The sequence below is a fragment of the Pseudomonas huaxiensis genome, assembly GCF_003231275.1.
Classification (GTDB): Bacteria; Pseudomonadota; Gammaproteobacteria; order Pseudomonadales; family Pseudomonadaceae; genus Aquipseudomonas; species Aquipseudomonas huaxiensis.
In genome coordinates, this window is sequence record NZ_QKVL01000010.1 from 106,074 (window position 1) to 122,288 (window position 16,215).

Below are 16,215 nucleotides of genomic sequence, written 5' to 3' on the forward strand. Positions count from 1 at the left end.
TGTTCAGGACCAGCGACGGAAAATCAGCGAGGTATTGACCCCGCCAAAGGCGAAATTGTTACTCATGACATAACCATGGCTCATCGCGCGGAACTCGCCACACAGATAATCCAGTTCGCCACAGCGCGGATCGACGGTTTCCAGGTTCAGGGTGTGCACATAACGGTCGCTGTTCATCATTTCGATGCTGAACCACGCCTCCAGTGCACCGCAAGCGCCCAGGGTGTGACCGAGGAAGCTTTTCTGTGAGCTGATCGGCATTCGTGGGCCGAACAGGCTGCTGGTGGCCAGGGTTTCGGCGATGTCGCCCTGTTCGGTGGCGGTACCGTGGCCGTTGACGTAGCCGATCGCCTCGGGCGCCAGCGCGGCATCTTCCAGGGCCAGCTCCATCGCCCGGCGCATGGTCACCTGCTCAGGGCGGGTGGTGTGCTGGCCGTCGGCGTTGCTGCCGAAGCCGACGATCTCGGCGTAGATGTGTGCGCCGCGCGCGAGGGCGTGTTCCAGTTCTTCCAGCACCAGCATGCCGGCGCCTTCGCCGATCACCAGGCCGTCGCGGCCGCTGTCGTACGGGCTCGGCGATGTGTGCGGGGCGTCATTTTTCAGGCTGGTGGCGTAGAGCGCGTCGAAGACCATGGCTTCGGTCGGGCACAGTTCTTCGGCGCCGCCGGCAAGCATCATCGGCAGGCGGCCGAACTTGATCGCCTCGTAGGCGTAGCCGATGCCCTGGCTGCCGCTGGTGCAGGCGCTGGACGTCGGGATCAGGCGCCCGGTCAGGCCGAAGAAGATGCTGATATTGGCGGCGGTGGTGTGCGGCATCATGCGCACGTAGGAGTTGGCGTTGAGGCCCTCGGCCACCGAGTTGAGCAGCATGTTGCCGAACGCCTTGATGTCCTCGGTGCTGCCGGTGGACGAGCCGCAGGCCACGCCCATGCGGCCGTCGCGGATCGACGGGTCGTCGAGCAGGCCGGCATCCAGCAGCGCGTTCTGCGACGCCGCGACCGCCATCCGCGAGACGCGGCCCATGCTGCGCAACTGCTTGCGGGTCCAGCTTGCGGGGACGGCGAAATCATCCACCGGCCCGGCCAGGCGGGTGTTGAGTTCGGCGAAACGATCCCACTCGTCCATGCGGCGGATGCCGCTGCGATTGGCGGCGAAGTTGGCGGCGATGGTCGGCCAGTCGCTGCCCAGGGAGGTGATGCCGGCCATGCCGGTGACAACCACGCGTTTCATCAGCACAGGCCTCCGTTGACCGCCAGAACCTGGCGGGTGATGTAGGCGGCCTCCGACGACATCAGGAAATTCACCGCACCGGCGACTTCCTCCGGGGTGCCCATGCGCTGGGCCGGGATCATTTTCAGCAGTTCATCGACGGGCACGTGCTCGTCCAGCATCGCCGTGTCGATCAGCCCGGGGGCCACGCAGTTGACGGTGATGCGGCGCTTGCCCAGCTCGATGGCGAGGGCCTTGGCGGCACCGATCACGCCGGCCTTGGAGGCGCTGTAGTTGACCTGGCCGCGGTTGCCGATCAGCCCGGACACCGAGGTGATGCAAACGATGCGGCCCGGCGCGCGGCGACGGATCATCGGCATCGTCAGCGGGTGCAGGACGTTGTAGAAACCGTCGAGGTTGGTGCGCAGCACCTGATCCCAATCGTCGTCGGTCAGCGCCGGGAAGGCGCCGTCGCGGGTCAGCCCGGCATTGCACACCACGCCATAGTAGGCGCCGTGGGTTTCCACGTCGTCGGTGAGAATGGCGGCGCAGGCGGCGCGGTCGGCGACGTCGAACTGCAGCACCCGGGCCTGTTGGCCAAGGGCGCGGACTTCCTCGGCGACGGCCTCGGCTTCGGCGCGGCCGCTGCGGCAGTGCAGGACCAGGTCGTAACCGGCGCGAGCCAGACGCAGGGCGATGGCCCGGCCGATGCCACGGCTGGAGCCGGTGACCAGAATGGTGTCAGTCATTGCGGGGACTCCTCGGAGCCTGCCTCGGCCAGGTAAGTGGCGGCCTGTGGCGGGCGAAAAACGTTCAGGCGGGCCGTGGCGTAAATGCCAGGGCCATGCAGATGGCACTCGAACACGCCCATGCCGTTCTCGTCTTCCAGCGAGCGTTGGGCGTGGATGCGCAGGTGCGAATCGGCGGGGAAATGCTCGACATCACACTGGAACTTGCGGGTGCCGAGCAAAAAGCCCAGTTCCACCGGCTTGTCCTGCTGGCGCGCGCGGCAGCCAGCATAGGCGGCCACGGTCTGGGCCATCAGTTCGATGCCGACCCAGGCCGGCAGGCTGCCGTCCGGGCGGTTGAACAGACCGCCGGGGCGGACGGTGACGTGGGCGTGGATCTGCTCCTCGTCGAACGACTCGATCCCGTCGATGAGGATCATGTCGCCGGCATGGGGCAGCAGTTCGGCCAGTGGCCAGGCAATCATGGGGTGTCTCCGAGAATCAGGCTGACGTTGTTGCCACCGAAGGCGAACGAGTTGCTCATCAGGTGCCGCGGGCCTTGCAGCGGCAGGCGCTGGTCGCCATCGAGCAGGTTCAGCGGTGCCAGTTGCGGGTCGCGCGCGCCGTCCCAGACCTGCGGCGGCAGACGGCCTTCGCGGTTGTCCGCGGCCAGTGCCAGCCAGCAGAACGCCGCTTCCAGCGCGCCGGCGGCGCCGAGGGTGTGGCCGGTCATCGGCTTGCTCGACGAGCAAGGCAGGCGTTCGCCGAACAGGGCGTTGACCGCCAGGCTCTCCATGGCGTCGTTGTGTCGGGTGGCGGTGCCGTGCAGGTTCAGGTAATCGATCTGGTCCGGGGTCAGGTGGGCATTTTCCAGCGCCTTGCGCATTGCCTGCAAGGCGCCGGTGCCTTCGGGATCCGGTGCGGAAATATGGTGGGCATCGGAGCTGGCGCCGGCGCCGAGCAGGGCGACGGTGGTGCCTGTCGGGTTGGCGTCGTGGGTCATCAGGAACACCGCCGCGCCTTCGCCGATATTGATGCCGTCACGGTTGACCGAGAACGGGTTGCAGCGTTGCGTGCTGACCGCCTCCAGGGCGCTGAAGCCGTTGAGGGTCAGCTTGCACAGACTATCGACGCCGCCGCAGATCACCGCGTCGCACAGGCCCATGTCGAGCAGGCGGCGGGCGCTCATCAGGGCCCGTGCGCCGGAGGTGCAGGCGGTGGAAATGACATAGGCCGGGCCGCTCAAGTCCAGCCAGTTGGCGAGGAAGGCCGCGGGTGCGCCGAGTTGCTGCTGGGCATAGTCGTAGCTGGGCGGAAAATGCTGCTCACGCAGGTGTTGGGCAATGCCCTGGCTGGCCTCTTCGATACCGGAGGTGCTGGTGCCGAGGACCACGCCGACCCGCAAGGCACCGAAGCGCTCGATCGCTGCGCGCAACGGCGCTTCGATCTGCAGGCAGGCGGCGTACAGCAGTTGGTTGTTGCGGCTTTGCTGATGCGCCAGATGCGCCGGCAGCTCGGGCAGTTCGCCGGGCACGGCCGCCACCGGGATGCTCCGTCCGGGCACCCAGCGATCGCTCTCGCGCATGCCGGAGCAGTCGCCGGCGAACAGGCCGCGGGCAACTTCAGCCTGATCGCGGCCGAGGGCACACACCAGGCCCAGGGCATTCAGATAAGCGGTCATGGCGTGTTCTCGCGGGGCAGGGGGCTGACTAGATAACGCAGGCCCTGCCCAAGGTTCAAGGTGAAGTCGTCGGCTTGTCGATAGTCGACCCGCCAGCGTTCGCCCAGCCAGCGTTGTTTGTCTTGCTGGCGTGCACCGGGATAGAGGCGTTGCAGCTGCTCGGCCGGGGTCAGGGCGAACAGCAACCCGGCGAACAATTCACGGGCGGCCGGGTTGGGCGGCAGCAGGCCGTCGGCCTGCCAGGTGCCCTGATCGAGCAATTGTCGCGCCTGGGGAATGCCCAGCAAATCCATCAATGACCAGCGCAACCGCTGGTCTTCGCGCTGGATCACCAGCAGCCAGTCCTGGCGCTCCCCGGCCTGTTCGCGCTGCACATGCAACTGCATCGGCAGCGCCAGCGGCGGCAACTGTTCGGGCAGCGGCGCGTTGCTGGCGCAAGCGCCGAGCAACAGGCAGACGCTCAGGACGAGAAAGGGCAGCAGGCGTTTCATGAGGCGGGCACGTCCGGGGTCAGCGGTTTGCGGGCAACGACGTTGACCAGGGTTTCCTCACGCTGGCCAACGGGCGGCGGCTTGCGCAGGCCGGTGCGCTCCAGCAAGCCGAAGTCGCTGGAGCGGCTCCACCACAGGTACGGGTAGGAGACGTTGCGCGGGGTGAACTCGAAGCCCTGGTCGCGAAGCATCTGCAGGTACCCTTCGGCGCTCTTTTGCACATGCATCGGATGACGGAACAGCCAGCGGATCACCCAGGTATCGATATACGCCTCGGTGGACTCGGCGAACAGCAGGTAGCCACCGGGCTTGAGCACACGCCAGAACTCGGCGAGGGCTTTTTCCTGTTCGACCAGGTGATGGAAGGTCTGGTGGCAGAACAGGATATCGACACTGGCGTCGGCAAATTGCAGCGCCGCGCAGTCACTGCCGCGCAGTTCCACGTTCAGGCCCAGGCGACGGGCTTCGGCCTGGCTCAGTTCGAGGCTGTGCGGGTCGGCGTCGGTACCTTGCAACTGACCCGGCGCGAACACTTCGTTGAGGCGGCGGAACGAGCGGCCCTGGCCGCAGCCGACGTCCAGCAGCACCGGCGCCTTGGGTGGTTCCTGATCGAACAGCGTGCGCAGGTCGTTGATCGCCACCCGCAGCACATGGTGCTGCCAGGTGTGGCTGCGCAGGAACCAGAAGCCGAAGCGGGTTTCCTCGACGTAGCTGTCGCTGAAGAAGGGTTGCTCGCTCATGCCGCCGTCCTTGCGCAGACTTCAGCGAGCATGCGCAGGCGGCGCTTGGGTTCGCTGACGAAGGGGTTCTTCTGGTCCCAGGCGTATCCGGCGAGGATCGAGCTGATCATGGCGCGGATCTCGTCGGAACTGCCCGGGTGGTAGATCACGTCCTGGAAGCCGCCGTTGTACCAGCCCTCGACGTAGGCGCGGAAGGTGTCCACGCCGCGCTTGAGCGGGGTGGCGAATTCGCTTTCCCAGTCCACCGCTTCGCCCTGCAATTGACGGTGCAGCACGGCCGCGGCCATGCTCGCCGAACGCATGGCGATGGTTACCCCGGAGGAGAACACCGGGTCGAGGAATTCGGCGGCGTTGCCCAGCAGGGCGAAGCCTTTGCCGTGCAGCGTCTTGACGTTGGCCGAGTAGCCGCCGATGGTCCGCGCCGGGGTGTCCCACACGGCGTTGGCCAGCACTTTGGACAGGCTTGGGGTCTGCGCGACGAAGTCTTTCAGGCAGGCATCCAGGTCGCTCGGCGCGTTGGCGTAATGCTCGGCGGCGGCGACCACACCGAGGGAGCAGCGACCGTCACTGAACGGGATGGTCCAGAACCAGATGTCGCGGTGCTCGGGGTGGGTGGTGATGAGGATCTTCTCGCGGTCGAAACCCGGGTGGTCGATGCGGTCTTCGATATGGGTGAACACCGCCTGGCGTACCGGGAAGCTGGACGGTGCTTCGAGGTCCAGCAGACGCGGCAGCACGCGGCCGTAGCCGCTGGCATCGAGGACGAACTGCGCTTCGACGCGGTACTCGCTGCCGTCCAGACGACGGACGCTCAGGTGCGGGTGCTCGCGCTCGAAATCTGCGGCGATGATTTCTTCTTCGTAACGGATCTCGACGCCTTGCAGGGCGGCCTGGTCGGCCAGCAATTGGTCGAAGCGCGCGCGTTGCACCTGGAAGGTGGTCGGCTTGCCGCGCGAGAAGGTCTCGCCGAAATCAAAGGCGCTGTACTCGTCGCCCCAGGCGAAGGCCGCGCCGTTCTTGCGCTGGAACCCGGCCGCTTCAAGGGCTTCGAGCATGCCGGCTTCCTCGACGAAGTCGAGGCAGTGCGACAGCAGGCTTTCGCCGATGGAGAAACGCGGGAAACGCTGGCGCTCGATGATCAGCACGTCATGGCCCTGGCGCTTGAGCAGGGCGGCGGCGATCGCGCCGGACGGGCCGGCGCCGATGATCAGGACCTGGCGTTGTTGCAATTCAGTGTTCGGCATAAGGCCTCCTTGCCGTCGGAATAGTCTTGAGAGGAATGCGGTGCAGCCCGGCGATGGCGGGCATGAGTGTGGCGATCAGGCTCATCAGCATCAGCGCGAAGTACAGCGCCGGGCTGATCAAGTGCTGTTGCAGGAGCAGGTTGAGAAAGACGATTTCGCTGAGGCCGCGAATGTTCAGCAGCAGCGTTTCCCGCCATTTACTCGCGCCTTCGAACGAAGGCCCTGCCCAGCTCAGGCCGAGCCAGTTGCCCAGCAGCTTGCTGACGATCGGCAGCAAGAGCAGGGCGGCCAGATGTACCGCATCGAAGCCTTGCAGGACGTGATGGATGTCAATCTGGATGATGCCGAAGGTGAGGATCAGCGGAATCGCCACGCCGTTCTGCAGGCGCTTGATCCACCGCGCCGGCAACGGCATGCGCAGCGGCAGCTTGAGCCAGGCCAGGCAGCACAGATAACCGATGCCGAAAATCAGCGCGTTGAGGCGGTAGTGCTCGGCGATGAACAGCAGCGTCAGGAACAGCAGGCCGTAGATCGCCGGCCGGCGCAGGCCGAGGGCGTACAGCGGCAACGGCAGGCAGGCGCCGAGCAGCGGCAGGATCAGGCTCAGCGGTTGCAGGCTGCCCTTGCCCAGGCCGAACAGCAGCCAGCAGACCACGTCGATCATGATCGCTGCCTGCATCAGCCTGCGCGTGGCGGCGGGCGGGTAATCGATGTTGCTCAGGTACAGGTACAGCACCGGAATGGCGGTGATGGCGAAGACCAGGCCGAGGGCGAGCGAGGTCAGCCAGGGTTGCTCGGGTAGCAGCCACACACCGCAGGCCAGGCCGCAGGCGAAGGGCACGAGAAAACTCGGCAGGGCGATCTTCAGGCTCTGCCGGTCGAATTTCAGCTCCACCACATCCGAGAGGATGTGCCCCAGTAACAGGGCGAAGCTCATGCCGTAGAGGGTTTTCAGCCAGACGGGCGCGACCAGTTCCGCACCACTGAGCTGCCAGTTCGGCTCGACCCAGAACAGCATCAGCAGCGGCAGGCCAAGGGTCGCCAGCAGCAACTGGCTGACGATGCTGATCAGGCCCAGGCGCCGGCCAATCTCGCTGGCGATCAGGAACAGCGACAGGGCCAGGGCCCAGAACAGCAGAATGGTCATGCCGACGCTTCCTTGTGGCGGCTGGCGGCCCAGGGGGCCAGGACGAAGCTGAAGGCCAGGCCGAGGCTGACGGCCAGGCCGAAGTTGCTCACCGCCGGCGTACTGGACACCGCCAGCAGGCCGAACGACAGCCAGGTGGTGGTCGCCGCCAGCAGGGTGCCGAGCAGGCTGACGGCGCTGCCGCCGATGTGCTCGTGCATGAGGATCGAGTAATCGACGCTGATGGCGGTGACCAGCAGCAGGCCGAACAGGCTGAACAACGTCAGCGGCTGACCCAGCCAGCCGAGGCTGGCCAGGCTGCACAGCGCCGCCAGCAGCGGCAGGGCGACGATGCGCAGGGCGCCACCGAAGCCGAACGGCAGGATCAGCAGCAAGGCGATCAGCACGCAGGACAACAGCTTCAATTCGGCGGCGCTGATCTGGGTGGCCGCGAACAGGCGGTTGAGGTCGCCGAGACGGTCCACCAGTTGCACGCCATCGAGGTCCACGACCTGCTGGCGCAGCAGCGCCGGATCGCTCAGGCCCTGGAGGCTGACGACAGCGGCCACACCCTGGTCATCGGCACCGAGCCAGAGCGGCCGCCAGGCTTCGCCTAACGGCCCGGCCAGGACCTGATCGATATCCAGCGTCGGCAGGGCTTGTACCTGCTTCAACTCGTTTTCCAGCGTGGCGGATGGCACGCCGACGTCCAGCAGCGGCTGCCAGTGTTCGGGCAGGCGGGTCAATGCGTCGCGCACCTGTTGTTGATCGGCGGGGCTGGCGATCGCCTGGCTGAGCGCCATGTAGCCTTTCAGCGTGCCGGCCTGAACCTGCTGGTCGAGGCGCGTGCCCAGTGCCTGCAAACGTGAGAGCAACTGGCTCTGGTCGACGCCGCGCACCAGATAGAACTGGCTGGTGGGCTGGTAGCCGGTGATCCGCGCAACGTCCTTGGCTTCCTCCAGCAGGCGCGGCGAGCTGCCGACCCACTGGCGAATGTCGTTGCGGGTCTCCAGGTGCCACAGGCCGCCGAGGCAGAACAGCAGCAACAGGCCGAGCAGCGCCGGGCTCGGCACCCGCCGCAGCAGTGCTTCACGCAGGTTGACCAAGGCGGTTGCGAGGGTCAGCGGCCACTGCGCCGGTTGCAGCGCGACGCCCTTGAGCAGCGCCGGCAGCAGACACACCGCGCTCAGGTAGGCGCCGATCAGGCCGGCGGCGGAAAAGGCGGCAATCTGGGTCAGTGCCGGGAACGGCGTGAACGCCAGCGCCAGGTAGCCGATGCAACTGGTGGCCAGGCTCAGGCTCATGCCCGGCAGGGTCAGGCGCACCGCGGGCCAACTGTGCCAGGGGCGCAGGCTCCAGCTTTTCGACAGGTAGTGCAGCGGGTAATCCACTGCCACGCCGATCAGGCTGGAGCCGAGAACGAGGGTCATCACATGCATCTGGCCGAACAGGGCGACGCAGGCAGTGGCGCCGAACAGCATACCCACCAGCACCGGGACGAAGGCCAGCAGCGCCCGGGGCCGACGGAATGCCAGCAGCAACAGCAGGATGATGCCCAGCGTGGCGCCGCCACCGACCCAGGTCATTTCGCGCTGCGCCTGTTGCTGGCCATCGGCGGCGTAGAGCAGGCCGCTGGCGGCAATCAACCGGGCGCCTTGCTGGTCGGCGAGGTGGCGACTGTCGGCGAGCAGCCCGGCGACCTGCAACGGTAGCTTCATGTCGAAGGCGTTGCCTTGGGTGCGGGCACGCAGCATTACCCAGTGCTGGCCGTCGGCTTCGGCGATCAGGCTGCCGCTGGCGGTATCGAACTGGATGGCCGCCGGACGCGGCTGGCTGTTCTGGATACGTCCGGTCAGGCCCAGCCAGTCATCCTGGCTCGGTACCAGGCTGAAGCCGGAAAAGGGATCGAACAGGCTTTGCACGCGCTGCTGGATAAAGGCTTGGGGGGACTCCACCAGCGTGTGTCGGTCCGCCGCCGAGAGCATCGCCAGACGGCCTTGCAGCAGTTGCGCACGCAGCGCGGCGATGTCGGTCTGCAAGCTCCACTGGACCTTCTCGAACAGACCGCTGGCCTGCCATTGCTCGCCCAGTTGCGCCGCGAGGGCGATGGCTTTGTCACGTTCTGGATGGCCGACCAGCACCAGGATTTCGCGGTTCAGCGGCTCCTGCATGCGTTGCTCGGCGCGCTTGACCAGCGGGTCTTCGGTAGCACCGGGGACCAGGCTCATCAGGTCGGCGGACAGCGGCGCGCCGCGATGCCACTGCCAGCCGGCCAGCAGCAGGACTGTGCAGAGGATCAGCAGGAACAGTCGCGGCAGCAGGCGCTCAGTCGACAAGGTCGTGGCGCTCCGCGTCGGTCAGGCTGGCGCTGGTGCTCGATGGCATGCGCAGGACCGTGCTGTCGCCCTGGGTCTCCTGCAACTGGATGCGTTCAACATAGCGGCCGCCATCAATGTCGATCTGGTTGAAGATCTGCTTGATCAGCAGCGACTTCGGCACCAGCCGCAGTTGCCAGTGCTGTGCATCGCCTTGCAGGCTCAGCTCGAAGTCCCGCTCCAGGCCGCCGCTGTCGCCTTGCAGCACGGCGAAGAACAGCTTGTTCTGCTCGGTCCCGGCGGTGCGCGTCGGCACCATTTGCCAGCCAGACGCATCGCGGCGGGCGATGCCCTTGGCGTTGAGCCGGTAATCCTGTTGCAGCGGTGTTTGCAGCAGCCACAGCAGGCCGTGGTCGCGGGCGAGGACGAAGTGGCCCTTGCTCAGCAGTGGCTGGGGCAGGGCGCGCAGGTGTTTTTCCTGGACGAACTCGCCCTTGATCACTTCCGGCTCGCTCAATTGCTTGCGCAGGTCGTTCAGGTCGAACGCCTGGGCCAGCGCGCTGGCGCCCAGCAGGCCGAGGCAGAGCAGGCTTCGCAGCAGTGGCTTCATGACAGCACCTTGTTCACGGCGTCGAGCATCACCTGGGGCGAGGCCAGTTGCATCTCGCGGCTTTCGATGTGCACCGCGACCTGCACCGAGCTGGCGCGGGTCATGCGCTCGCCGGTGGCGGCGTCGCTGATCAGGTAGTTGATCTTCAGCCGGTTCTCCCATTCCACCAGGCTGGCGCGCACCTTCAGGCGCTGGCCGAACACTGCGCCGCGCACGTAGCGCAGTTGCAGGTCGATCACCGGCCACGCGTAACCCGAGGCGAGCATTTGCTGATAGTTGTGGCCGAGGTGGTCGAGCAGCGCGCAGCGCGCCACTTCCAGGTATTTGACGTAATGCCCGTGCCAGACCACCAGCATGCTGTCGACGTCGAAGAACGGCACCAGCACTTCGGTGTCGACGTGCAGCGCTCCCTGACTACGCATGCAGCCTCCAGTGTTGTGCGGCGATACGTTGCAGGCACAGGCGCAGGTCGCTTTCCAGCGCGCGGTCTTCGATTACCGGGGCGAAGTCGCCGAGCAGTTGGTCGTGCATTGCCGCCAGCGCGGGCGGCAGGTCGCGGGCTTCGGCTTCGCGACCACGCAGCCAGACGCCCTGGTTGGCGGCCAGCAGGGCGGCGGCGGCGACCTGTTCGGTCAGCTCCAGCACCCGCAGCGCGTCACGGGCGGCGATGGTGCCCATGCTCACCTTGTCCTGGTTGTGGCACTCGGTGGAACGTGAGAATACGCTGGCCGGCATGGTGTTTTTCAGGGCCTCGGCGGTCCAGGCGCTGGTGCCGATCTGCACGGCCTTGAAGCCGTGGTTGAGCATGGCGCGCTCGGCGCTGGCGCCGGACAGGTTGCTCGGCAGGCCGTGGTTGTAGCGCACGTCCACCAGCAGAGCGAGCTGGCGGTCGAGCAGGTCGGCGACGTTGGCCACGAGGTTCTTCAGGCTGTCCATGGCGAAGGCGATGTGCCCGCCATAGAAGTGCCCGCCGTGCAGCACGCGCTCGGCTTCGGCGTCGATGATCGGGTTGTCGTTGGCGCTGTTCAGTTCGGTCTCGATAAACCCGCGCAGCCAGCCCAGCGAGTCGGCCAGCACGCCCAGCACATGGGGTGCGCAGCGCAGCGAGTAGCGGTCTTGCAGGCGGTGCAGCGGCGCAGTCGGTGCGTCGATGGCGAGGTCCTGGCGAATCCACGCGGCCACTTGCATCTGGCCCGGGTGCGGCTTGGCGGCGAACAGGCGCTCGTCGAAGTGTTCCGGGTTGCCTTGCAGGGCGACCACGTTGAGCGCGGTGATGCGGGTCGCCAGCTTGAGCAGGTAATCGGCGCGGGCGAAGGCCTGGCAAGCCAGGCCGGTCATCACGGCGGTGCCGTTCATCAGCGCCAGGGCTTCTTTGGGCCGCAGCACCAGCGGTTCCCAGCCCAGCTCGCGGTGCACGTCGGCGGCCAGGCGGCGCTCGCCGCGGAACAGCACTTCGCGCTCGCCGGAGAGGGTCGCGGCGACATAGGACAGCGGTGTCAGGTCACCGCTGGCGCCCACCGAACCTTCTTCCGGGATCAGCGGCAGGATGTCGTGGGCGAGAAACGCCTGCAGGCGCTCCAGCAGTTCGATGCGCACCCCGGACACGCCGTGGCACAGCGACTGCAAACGGGCGGCGAGCACGGCGCGGGTCGCCGGGGCGTCCAGCAGACGGCCCAGGCCGCAGCCATGGAAGGTGTAGAGGTGACGCGGCAGTGCTTCGACGTGTTCCAGCGGCACGGCCACCACGCAGGAGTCGCCGTAGCCGGTGGTGACGCCGTAGATCACGCCTTCCTTGTCCAGCAGGGTGTCGAGGAACTGCGCGCCGCGGGCGATCCGGGCGCGGTAGTCGGCGTCGGCCTGCAGGCGTGATTCGGCCTGGCGCTGGCTCACGGCCTGGATGTCTTCGATTGAAAGCGGCGACTCGCCGAACGTTACAGGCTCATGCGGATGCATCGTCATCAGTCTTCCAGAATGGGTAGAAATTGAACCATTGCTGCGGCGCTTGCAGGCAATAGTGGCCAAGGCGGTCGGCGTAGCGTCCGGCCCAGTCGGCGATCACTTGATCGCGCTGGCCACGGCGCCATTCGATGGCCGGGGCGAAGGGTTCGAGAGTCACCTGGTAACGGCCATCGCGTTTCAGGCAGAAGAACAGGTTCGTCTGGCATTTGAGCAAGCCGGCCAGCAGCCATGGGCCTTGCGGGAAGGGCGCCGGATGGCCGAGGAAATCCACCGTGACCGTGCGCCCGCCGTGCAACGGCACGCGGTCGCCGGCGATCGCCAGCCATTCGCCGCGCTCCAGGCGCTGGCTCAATTGCAGCATGATCGCCGGGTCCAGCTCGCTGACCTGGATCAGCCGCAGGTTGGTCGCCCCGGCCTCGCCCAGCAGACGGTTGAAGCGCTCGGCGTGCTTGGTGTGGACCAGCACGTTCATCGTCACTTGCTCGCCCAGTTCGGCGAGCGCCCGGCACACTTCGAGGTTGCCCAGGTGCGCGCCTACCAGCATCTGCCCGCGTTCGGCGCGCAACTGGCTGCGCAGGTTGGCGGGATCGACGATCTCGATCTGATCCAGGCCGAGCCGGCCGTTCCACACATCCAGCTTGTCCAGCAGGGCATCGGCGAAGGCCATGAACTGGCCGAACACCCGGCGATGGCTCGGCCGCAGTTCTTGTTGGCCGCTCCATTGCGCCAGGCGCTGCTGGTACTGCCAGGCGCTGTGACGGGCACGGCGTCCGAACAGGAAGAAGTACAGGACGATGCCGTAGAGGATCGGGCTGAGCAGGCGCCGGCCCAGCAGCTTGACGCCGAAGGCGGTGAGCTTCATCAGCAGGAAGCTGCCGCGCTCTTCGTGGGCGGCCCAGTGCCGTTCGCTCATGCCCGCCACCGCCGCCAGAGAATGACCGGCGCACGCAGGAGCATGCCGAAGAACAGCTTGGTGTGCATGGTCGAGATCAGCGCGTTGTCGTGGAACAGACGGAAATGCGAGAGGCCGTCCTGCGGGTAATGGACCTTGGTCGGCAGCCAGCGCATCGGCTGGTTGCGCCACGCCAGGCGGACGAGGATTTCCGGGTCGAAGTCCATGCGCCGGCCGAGGTTGACCGAGTTGATCAGGGCCAACACCGGCGGCAGCGGATAGACGCGAAAGCCACACATCGAATCGGGAATGCGCAGCGACAGGCTGTTGATCCACACCCACACGTGGGTCAGGTAGCGCGCGTACAAGCGGCCTTTCGGCACGCTTTCGTCGTACTGCGGAAAGCCGCAGATCAGCGCCTCGGGGTGTTCACGAGACTGTTCGAGAAAGCGGCTGACATCGGCCAGGTCGTGCTGGCCGTCGGCGTCCACCTGCAGGGCGTGGCTGAAGCCCAGCCGCGCCGCTTCACGCAAGCCGGCCATGACCGCGCCGCCCTTGCCCTGATTGACTGCCAGGCTGACCAGAAACACCTGATCCTGCTCGGCGAGTTGTTGCAGCACGTGGGCGCAGGCCGGGCTGCTGGCGTCGTCCACCAGCACGCAGGGCAGGCCGACGGCGCGCAGGTCGGCGACCACTGCGGGCACAGCTCCTTCGTGGTTGAACACCGGGATGACCGCGCAGGGCTTATTCATCGCCGGCCTCCAGCAGAATGCGGCCGCTGGAGCAGGGCGCGCCGTCGTTGCTGTAGGCGAAGTAGAGCTTGCCGCGCTCGGCGTCGAAACGCAGGGTCAGCAGCAGGCGATCGCCGGGGCGCACCAGTTGCTGGAACTTCAGCACTTCCATTCCGGCGAAGCGCCGTGGCCGGTCCAGCAGCGCCTGGCCGAGGGCGATGGCCCAGTCGACCTGGACCACGCCGGGCAGCACCGGGGTCTTCGGGAAATGGCCGTTGAAGTACACGAGGTCGCCGGAGATCGCCAGGTGCAGGTGAGTTTCCTCGCCGTGCTGCTCTTGCGACAGCACGTCTGGCCCGTGTGGCCGCGGCGCCTGCAACAGTGCATCGACCGTAGCCTGGGGCAGCTTGCCCTGGGCGGTGTAGGGCAGTTGTCGCAGCAGCCGCCAGCGCCGCGGCAGGGCCAGGGCTTCGCAGTGCGGGACGAGGTGCGCACGCAGGGTTTCGGTGACGGCGCGTCGGCCCTGGTTGCGCAGGGCGTGCAGGCCGGCGGCGCTGAGTTGCACCAGCGCGCCGAGGAAGGCCCGGCGTTCCTGGATCATCCCCAGGCGGGTGTCGTCGACCCACGGGTGTTCCAGCAGCGCCTGTTCCAGGGTCGGCAGGGCGATGCGTTTTTCTTCCAGCTTGACGATGCGGTCCAGCCGGCCGATCAGGCGGAAGCGCCCGTGCTCGTCGAACGACACCGCGTCGGCACTCTGTTCCACATGGCCTTCGGGCAGGTAGGGCGACTCGATGCGCAGCGCGCCTTCGTCGCTCTGGCTCAGATGGATCCCGGCGAACGGCTGCCACAGGCTGTCGTCCTGGCGCCAGGCGATGCCACCGGTTTCCGAGCTGCCGAGGATTTCCGTCGGCCGTTGTCCGAGGCGCTCTTGCAGGACTTGCGCGGCGTCGGCCGAGAGTTCGCCGCCGCTGGAAAACACCCGGCGCACCGGGCTCAGGGCCGGCCAGTCGAGGTTGTCGCCCATGCGCTTGAGCAGCGCCGGGCTGGCGACCCAGGCGAACGCCGGGTGCTCGCGGCTGGCGCGCTGCAGGTCTTCGGGGAACGGCAGTTGCCGGCGCACGAACGGGCGACCGGCGCACAGCGGCCAGAGCACCCGGAACAGCAAGCCGTAGATGTGCTGAGTGGCGACGCTGCCGATGATGCAGGCCGGACCGAGGTCGGTGCCCCACAGGTCTTCCAGCACCCGCACTTCGGCGGCCAGTTGGCGCAGTTGTTTGTCGATGCGCTTGGGCTCGCCACTGGAACCGGAGGTGCACAGGCTGACGCGGCACTCGCGCAGGTCCAGTTCGGCCGCCGCCAGCGGGGCGTCGAACAGGGCTTCGGGGCTGTGGTCCTGCTCGCTTATCCACAGGTCGACCTGATCGGCCCAGCGCTGGCGGGTCTGCGCTTGCAGGTCCGCCGGCAGCAAGACCTGGACCCCGGCGCGCCAGGCGCCGAGCAATGCCACGGCGAGTTGCGCGGCGTCTTCAAGGTACACGGCGACCCGGCGGATGCCCCGGCGTTGCAGGCCAGCGGCCAGTTGCAGGGCGTGTCCGGTCAGGTCGGCGTGATCCAGCGCCGGGGCGAAGGTGACTGGCCGCACGGCATCGGCCGGCAGCAGCAGTCGCTCAAGGTTTATCCATTTCATGAGCGTCCTCGCACACGTTGTCTTATCAGCCATTCAATGGCGAACATCAGGCCCATCAAGCCGTAGGCGATCAGGCCGTTGTACAGGGTCCACCAGCTCAGCGGCGCCCACAGGGTCAGCGCTGCGGCGACCAGGCCGTTGGCCAGGAAGAAGCCGCTCCAGACCCAGGTCACCCGGCGGGTGTAGCGGATGGCGATGTCTGGAAGCTGCGGGTCGGTCAGGCGCGCCAGGCGCTCGACGATCGGCGGCCCGAATTTCAGGCTCAGGCCGAACAGCGTCAGCATGAATGCACTGACCAGCACCGGGTACCAGCGCAGCAGCGCCGGGTCGTCCACCACCGCCAGCAGCACACAGAAACCGATCGCCACCAGGGCCATCCAGCGTCCGCCCTGGTTGTTCGGCTGGGTCAGCGCTCGCGCCAGCCACAGCCCGCCCAACAGCAGGCCGAACTGCCACGGCGCGAAATGCTCCATGCCGAAATGCACCGCGAACGGATAAAGCAGACCGGCCAGGACCAGCCCGAGGCCGATCAGGCGCTTCATGCTTCCTGGGCGACCAGGCGGTACACGGCCTCGACCACGTCGTTGACGGTACGCACCGCCTTGAACTCGTCGGCGGCGATTTTCTTGCCGGTCTGGCGCTTGATGTGGTCGATCAGGTCGACGGCGTCGATGCTGTCGATTTCCAGGTCCTGGTACAGGTTGGCGTCCAGGGTGATGCGCGCGGCGTCCAGTTCGAACAGTTCGACCAGCGCGTCGCGCAGGATGTTGAAGATGTCTTCGCGAGTTTGCATGGTGCGGTC

General features: G+C 66.9%; 17 protein-coding genes. All 17 read right to left on the reverse strand.

Annotation, left to right across the window (positions count from 1 at the left end):
- Nucleotides 1-3 precede the first annotated feature (3 nt).
- The 17 genes from DM374_RS13920 to DM374_RS14000 are packed head-to-tail and all read right to left on the reverse strand — an operon-like array spanning nucleotide 4 to nucleotide 16,206.
- Nucleotides 4-1,230 carry a beta-ketoacyl-ACP synthase gene (locus DM374_RS13920; protein WP_110970355.1) on the reverse strand — a complete coding sequence of 409 codons (1,227 nt, stop codon included), beginning with the start codon at nucleotides 1,228-1,230 and terminating at the stop codon, nucleotides 4-6.
- Entirely contained in the window at nucleotides 1,230-1,958 is a 729-nt protein-coding gene (gene fabG / locus DM374_RS13925; protein ID WP_110970356.1) for a 3-oxoacyl-ACP reductase FabG, read from the reverse strand. Before fabG ends, DM374_RS13920 begins: the two co-directional genes overlap by 1 nt.
- Nucleotides 1,955-2,422, reverse strand: a complete 468-nt coding sequence (locus DM374_RS13930; protein WP_110970357.1) for an ApeP family dehydratase — start codon at nucleotides 2,420-2,422, stop codon at nucleotides 1,955-1,957. The genes fabG and DM374_RS13930 overlap by 4 nt, the downstream gene beginning before the upstream one ends.
- A complete protein-coding gene (locus DM374_RS13935; RefSeq protein ID WP_110970358.1) occupies nucleotides 2,419-3,618 on the reverse strand; it encodes a beta-ketoacyl-[acyl-carrier-protein] synthase family protein in 1,200 nt (399 codons plus the stop codon). The genes DM374_RS13930 and DM374_RS13935 overlap by 4 nt, the downstream gene beginning before the upstream one ends.
- Nucleotides 3,615-4,109 (reverse strand): DUF3261 domain-containing protein, encoded by a 495-nt coding sequence (locus DM374_RS13940; RefSeq protein ID WP_225422499.1) that lies wholly within the window; start codon nucleotides 4,107-4,109, stop codon nucleotides 3,615-3,617. The genes DM374_RS13935 and DM374_RS13940 overlap by 4 nt, the downstream gene beginning before the upstream one ends.
- Nucleotides 4,106-4,849 carry a class I SAM-dependent methyltransferase gene (locus tag DM374_RS13945; protein WP_110970359.1) on the reverse strand — a complete coding sequence of 248 codons (744 nt, stop codon included), beginning with the start codon at nucleotides 4,847-4,849 and terminating at the stop codon, nucleotides 4,106-4,108. Before DM374_RS13945 ends, DM374_RS13940 begins: the two co-directional genes overlap by 4 nt.
- Nucleotides 4,846-6,093, reverse strand: a complete 1,248-nt coding sequence (locus DM374_RS13950; protein ID WP_110970360.1) for an NAD(P)/FAD-dependent oxidoreductase — start codon at nucleotides 6,091-6,093, stop codon at nucleotides 4,846-4,848. Before DM374_RS13950 ends, DM374_RS13945 begins: the two co-directional genes overlap by 4 nt.
- Nucleotides 6,080-7,240: a cation:proton antiporter gene (locus DM374_RS13955; RefSeq protein WP_110970361.1), complete on the reverse strand. Its 1,161-nt coding sequence runs from the start codon at nucleotides 7,238-7,240 to the stop codon at nucleotides 6,080-6,082. The genes DM374_RS13950 and DM374_RS13955 overlap by 14 nt, the downstream gene beginning before the upstream one ends.
- Complete coding sequence (locus DM374_RS13960) at nucleotides 7,237-9,555, reverse strand: MMPL family transporter (protein ID WP_110970362.1); 2,319 nt, start codon at nucleotides 9,553-9,555, stop codon at nucleotides 7,237-7,239. Before DM374_RS13960 ends, DM374_RS13955 begins: the two co-directional genes overlap by 4 nt.
- Nucleotides 9,545-10,144 carry an outer membrane lipoprotein carrier protein LolA gene (locus tag DM374_RS13965; protein WP_110970363.1) on the reverse strand — a complete coding sequence of 200 codons (600 nt, stop codon included), beginning with the start codon at nucleotides 10,142-10,144 and terminating at the stop codon, nucleotides 9,545-9,547. The genes DM374_RS13960 and DM374_RS13965 overlap by 11 nt, the downstream gene beginning before the upstream one ends.
- On the reverse strand, nucleotides 10,141-10,566 hold the full coding sequence (locus tag DM374_RS13970) for an acyl-CoA thioesterase (RefSeq protein WP_110970364.1): 426 nt from the start codon (nucleotides 10,564-10,566) through the stop codon (nucleotides 10,141-10,143). Before DM374_RS13970 ends, DM374_RS13965 begins: the two co-directional genes overlap by 4 nt.
- A complete protein-coding gene (locus DM374_RS13975; protein WP_110970365.1) occupies nucleotides 10,559-12,103 on the reverse strand; it encodes an HAL/PAL/TAL family ammonia-lyase in 1,545 nt (514 codons plus the stop codon). Before DM374_RS13975 ends, DM374_RS13970 begins: the two co-directional genes overlap by 8 nt.
- Nucleotides 12,084-13,016 carry an LpxL/LpxP family acyltransferase gene (locus DM374_RS13980; protein WP_110970366.1) on the reverse strand — a complete coding sequence of 311 codons (933 nt, stop codon included), beginning with the start codon at nucleotides 13,014-13,016 and terminating at the stop codon, nucleotides 12,084-12,086. The genes DM374_RS13975 and DM374_RS13980 overlap by 20 nt, the downstream gene beginning before the upstream one ends.
- Nucleotides 13,013-13,747, reverse strand: a complete 735-nt coding sequence (locus tag DM374_RS13985; RefSeq protein WP_110970367.1) for a glycosyltransferase family 2 protein — start codon at nucleotides 13,745-13,747, stop codon at nucleotides 13,013-13,015. Before DM374_RS13985 ends, DM374_RS13980 begins: the two co-directional genes overlap by 4 nt.
- On the reverse strand, nucleotides 13,740-15,413 hold the full coding sequence (locus tag DM374_RS13990) for an acyl-CoA synthetase family protein (protein ID WP_110970368.1): 1,674 nt from the start codon (nucleotides 15,411-15,413) through the stop codon (nucleotides 13,740-13,742). The genes DM374_RS13985 and DM374_RS13990 overlap by 8 nt, the downstream gene beginning before the upstream one ends.
- A complete protein-coding gene (locus DM374_RS13995; protein WP_110970369.1) occupies nucleotides 15,410-15,955 on the reverse strand; it encodes a COG4648 family protein in 546 nt (181 codons plus the stop codon). Before DM374_RS13995 ends, DM374_RS13990 begins: the two co-directional genes overlap by 4 nt.
- Nucleotides 15,952-16,206, reverse strand: a complete 255-nt coding sequence (locus DM374_RS14000; RefSeq protein ID WP_110970370.1) for an acyl carrier protein — start codon at nucleotides 16,204-16,206, stop codon at nucleotides 15,952-15,954. Before DM374_RS14000 ends, DM374_RS13995 begins: the two co-directional genes overlap by 4 nt.
- Nucleotides 16,207-16,215: the final 9 nt, after the last annotated feature.

Excerpts from the sequence above, each read along its gene's own strand:
- DM374_RS13920 (WP_110970355.1), bottom strand. The coding sequence starts at position 1,230 with ATGAAACGCGTGGTTGTCACCGGCATGGCCGGCATCACCTCCCTGGGC.
- fabG (WP_110970356.1), bottom strand. The coding sequence starts at position 1,958 with ATGACTGACACCATTCTGGTCACCGGCTCCAGCCGTGGCATCGGCCGG.
- DM374_RS13930 (WP_110970357.1), bottom strand. The coding sequence starts at position 2,422 with ATGATTGCCTGGCCACTGGCCGAACTGCTGCCCCATGCCGGCGACATG.
- DM374_RS13935 (WP_110970358.1), bottom strand. The coding sequence starts at position 3,618 with ATGACCGCTTATCTGAATGCCCTGGGCCTGGTGTGTGCCCTCGGCCGC.
- DM374_RS13940 (WP_225422499.1), bottom strand. The coding sequence starts at position 4,109 with ATGAAACGCCTGCTGCCCTTTCTCGTCCTGAGCGTCTGCCTGTTGCTC.
- DM374_RS13945 (WP_110970359.1), bottom strand. The coding sequence starts at position 4,849 with ATGAGCGAGCAACCCTTCTTCAGCGACAGCTACGTCGAGGAAACCCGC.
- DM374_RS13950 (WP_110970360.1), bottom strand. The coding sequence starts at position 6,093 with ATGCCGAACACTGAATTGCAACAACGCCAGGTCCTGATCATCGGCGCC.
- DM374_RS13955 (WP_110970361.1), bottom strand. The coding sequence starts at position 7,240 with ATGACCATTCTGCTGTTCTGGGCCCTGGCCCTGTCGCTGTTCCTGATC.
- DM374_RS13965 (WP_110970363.1), bottom strand. The coding sequence starts at position 10,144 with ATGAAGCCACTGCTGCGAAGCCTGCTCTGCCTCGGCCTGCTGGGCGCC.
- DM374_RS13970 (WP_110970364.1), bottom strand. The coding sequence starts at position 10,566 with ATGCGTAGTCAGGGAGCGCTGCACGTCGACACCGAAGTGCTGGTGCCG.
- DM374_RS13975 (WP_110970365.1), bottom strand. The coding sequence starts at position 12,103 with ATGACGATGCATCCGCATGAGCCTGTAACGTTCGGCGAGTCGCCGCTT.
- DM374_RS13980 (WP_110970366.1), bottom strand. The coding sequence starts at position 13,016 with ATGAGCGAACGGCACTGGGCCGCCCACGAAGAGCGCGGCAGCTTCCTG.
- DM374_RS13985 (WP_110970367.1), bottom strand. The coding sequence starts at position 13,747 with ATGAATAAGCCCTGCGCGGTCATCCCGGTGTTCAACCACGAAGGAGCT.
- DM374_RS13990 (WP_110970368.1), bottom strand. The coding sequence starts at position 15,413 with ATGAAATGGATAAACCTTGAGCGACTGCTGCTGCCGGCCGATGCCGTG.
- DM374_RS13995 (WP_110970369.1), bottom strand. The coding sequence starts at position 15,955 with ATGAAGCGCCTGATCGGCCTCGGGCTGGTCCTGGCCGGTCTGCTTTAT.
- DM374_RS14000 (WP_110970370.1), bottom strand. The coding sequence starts at position 16,206 with ATGCAAACTCGCGAAGACATCTTCAACATCCTGCGCGACGCGCTGGTC.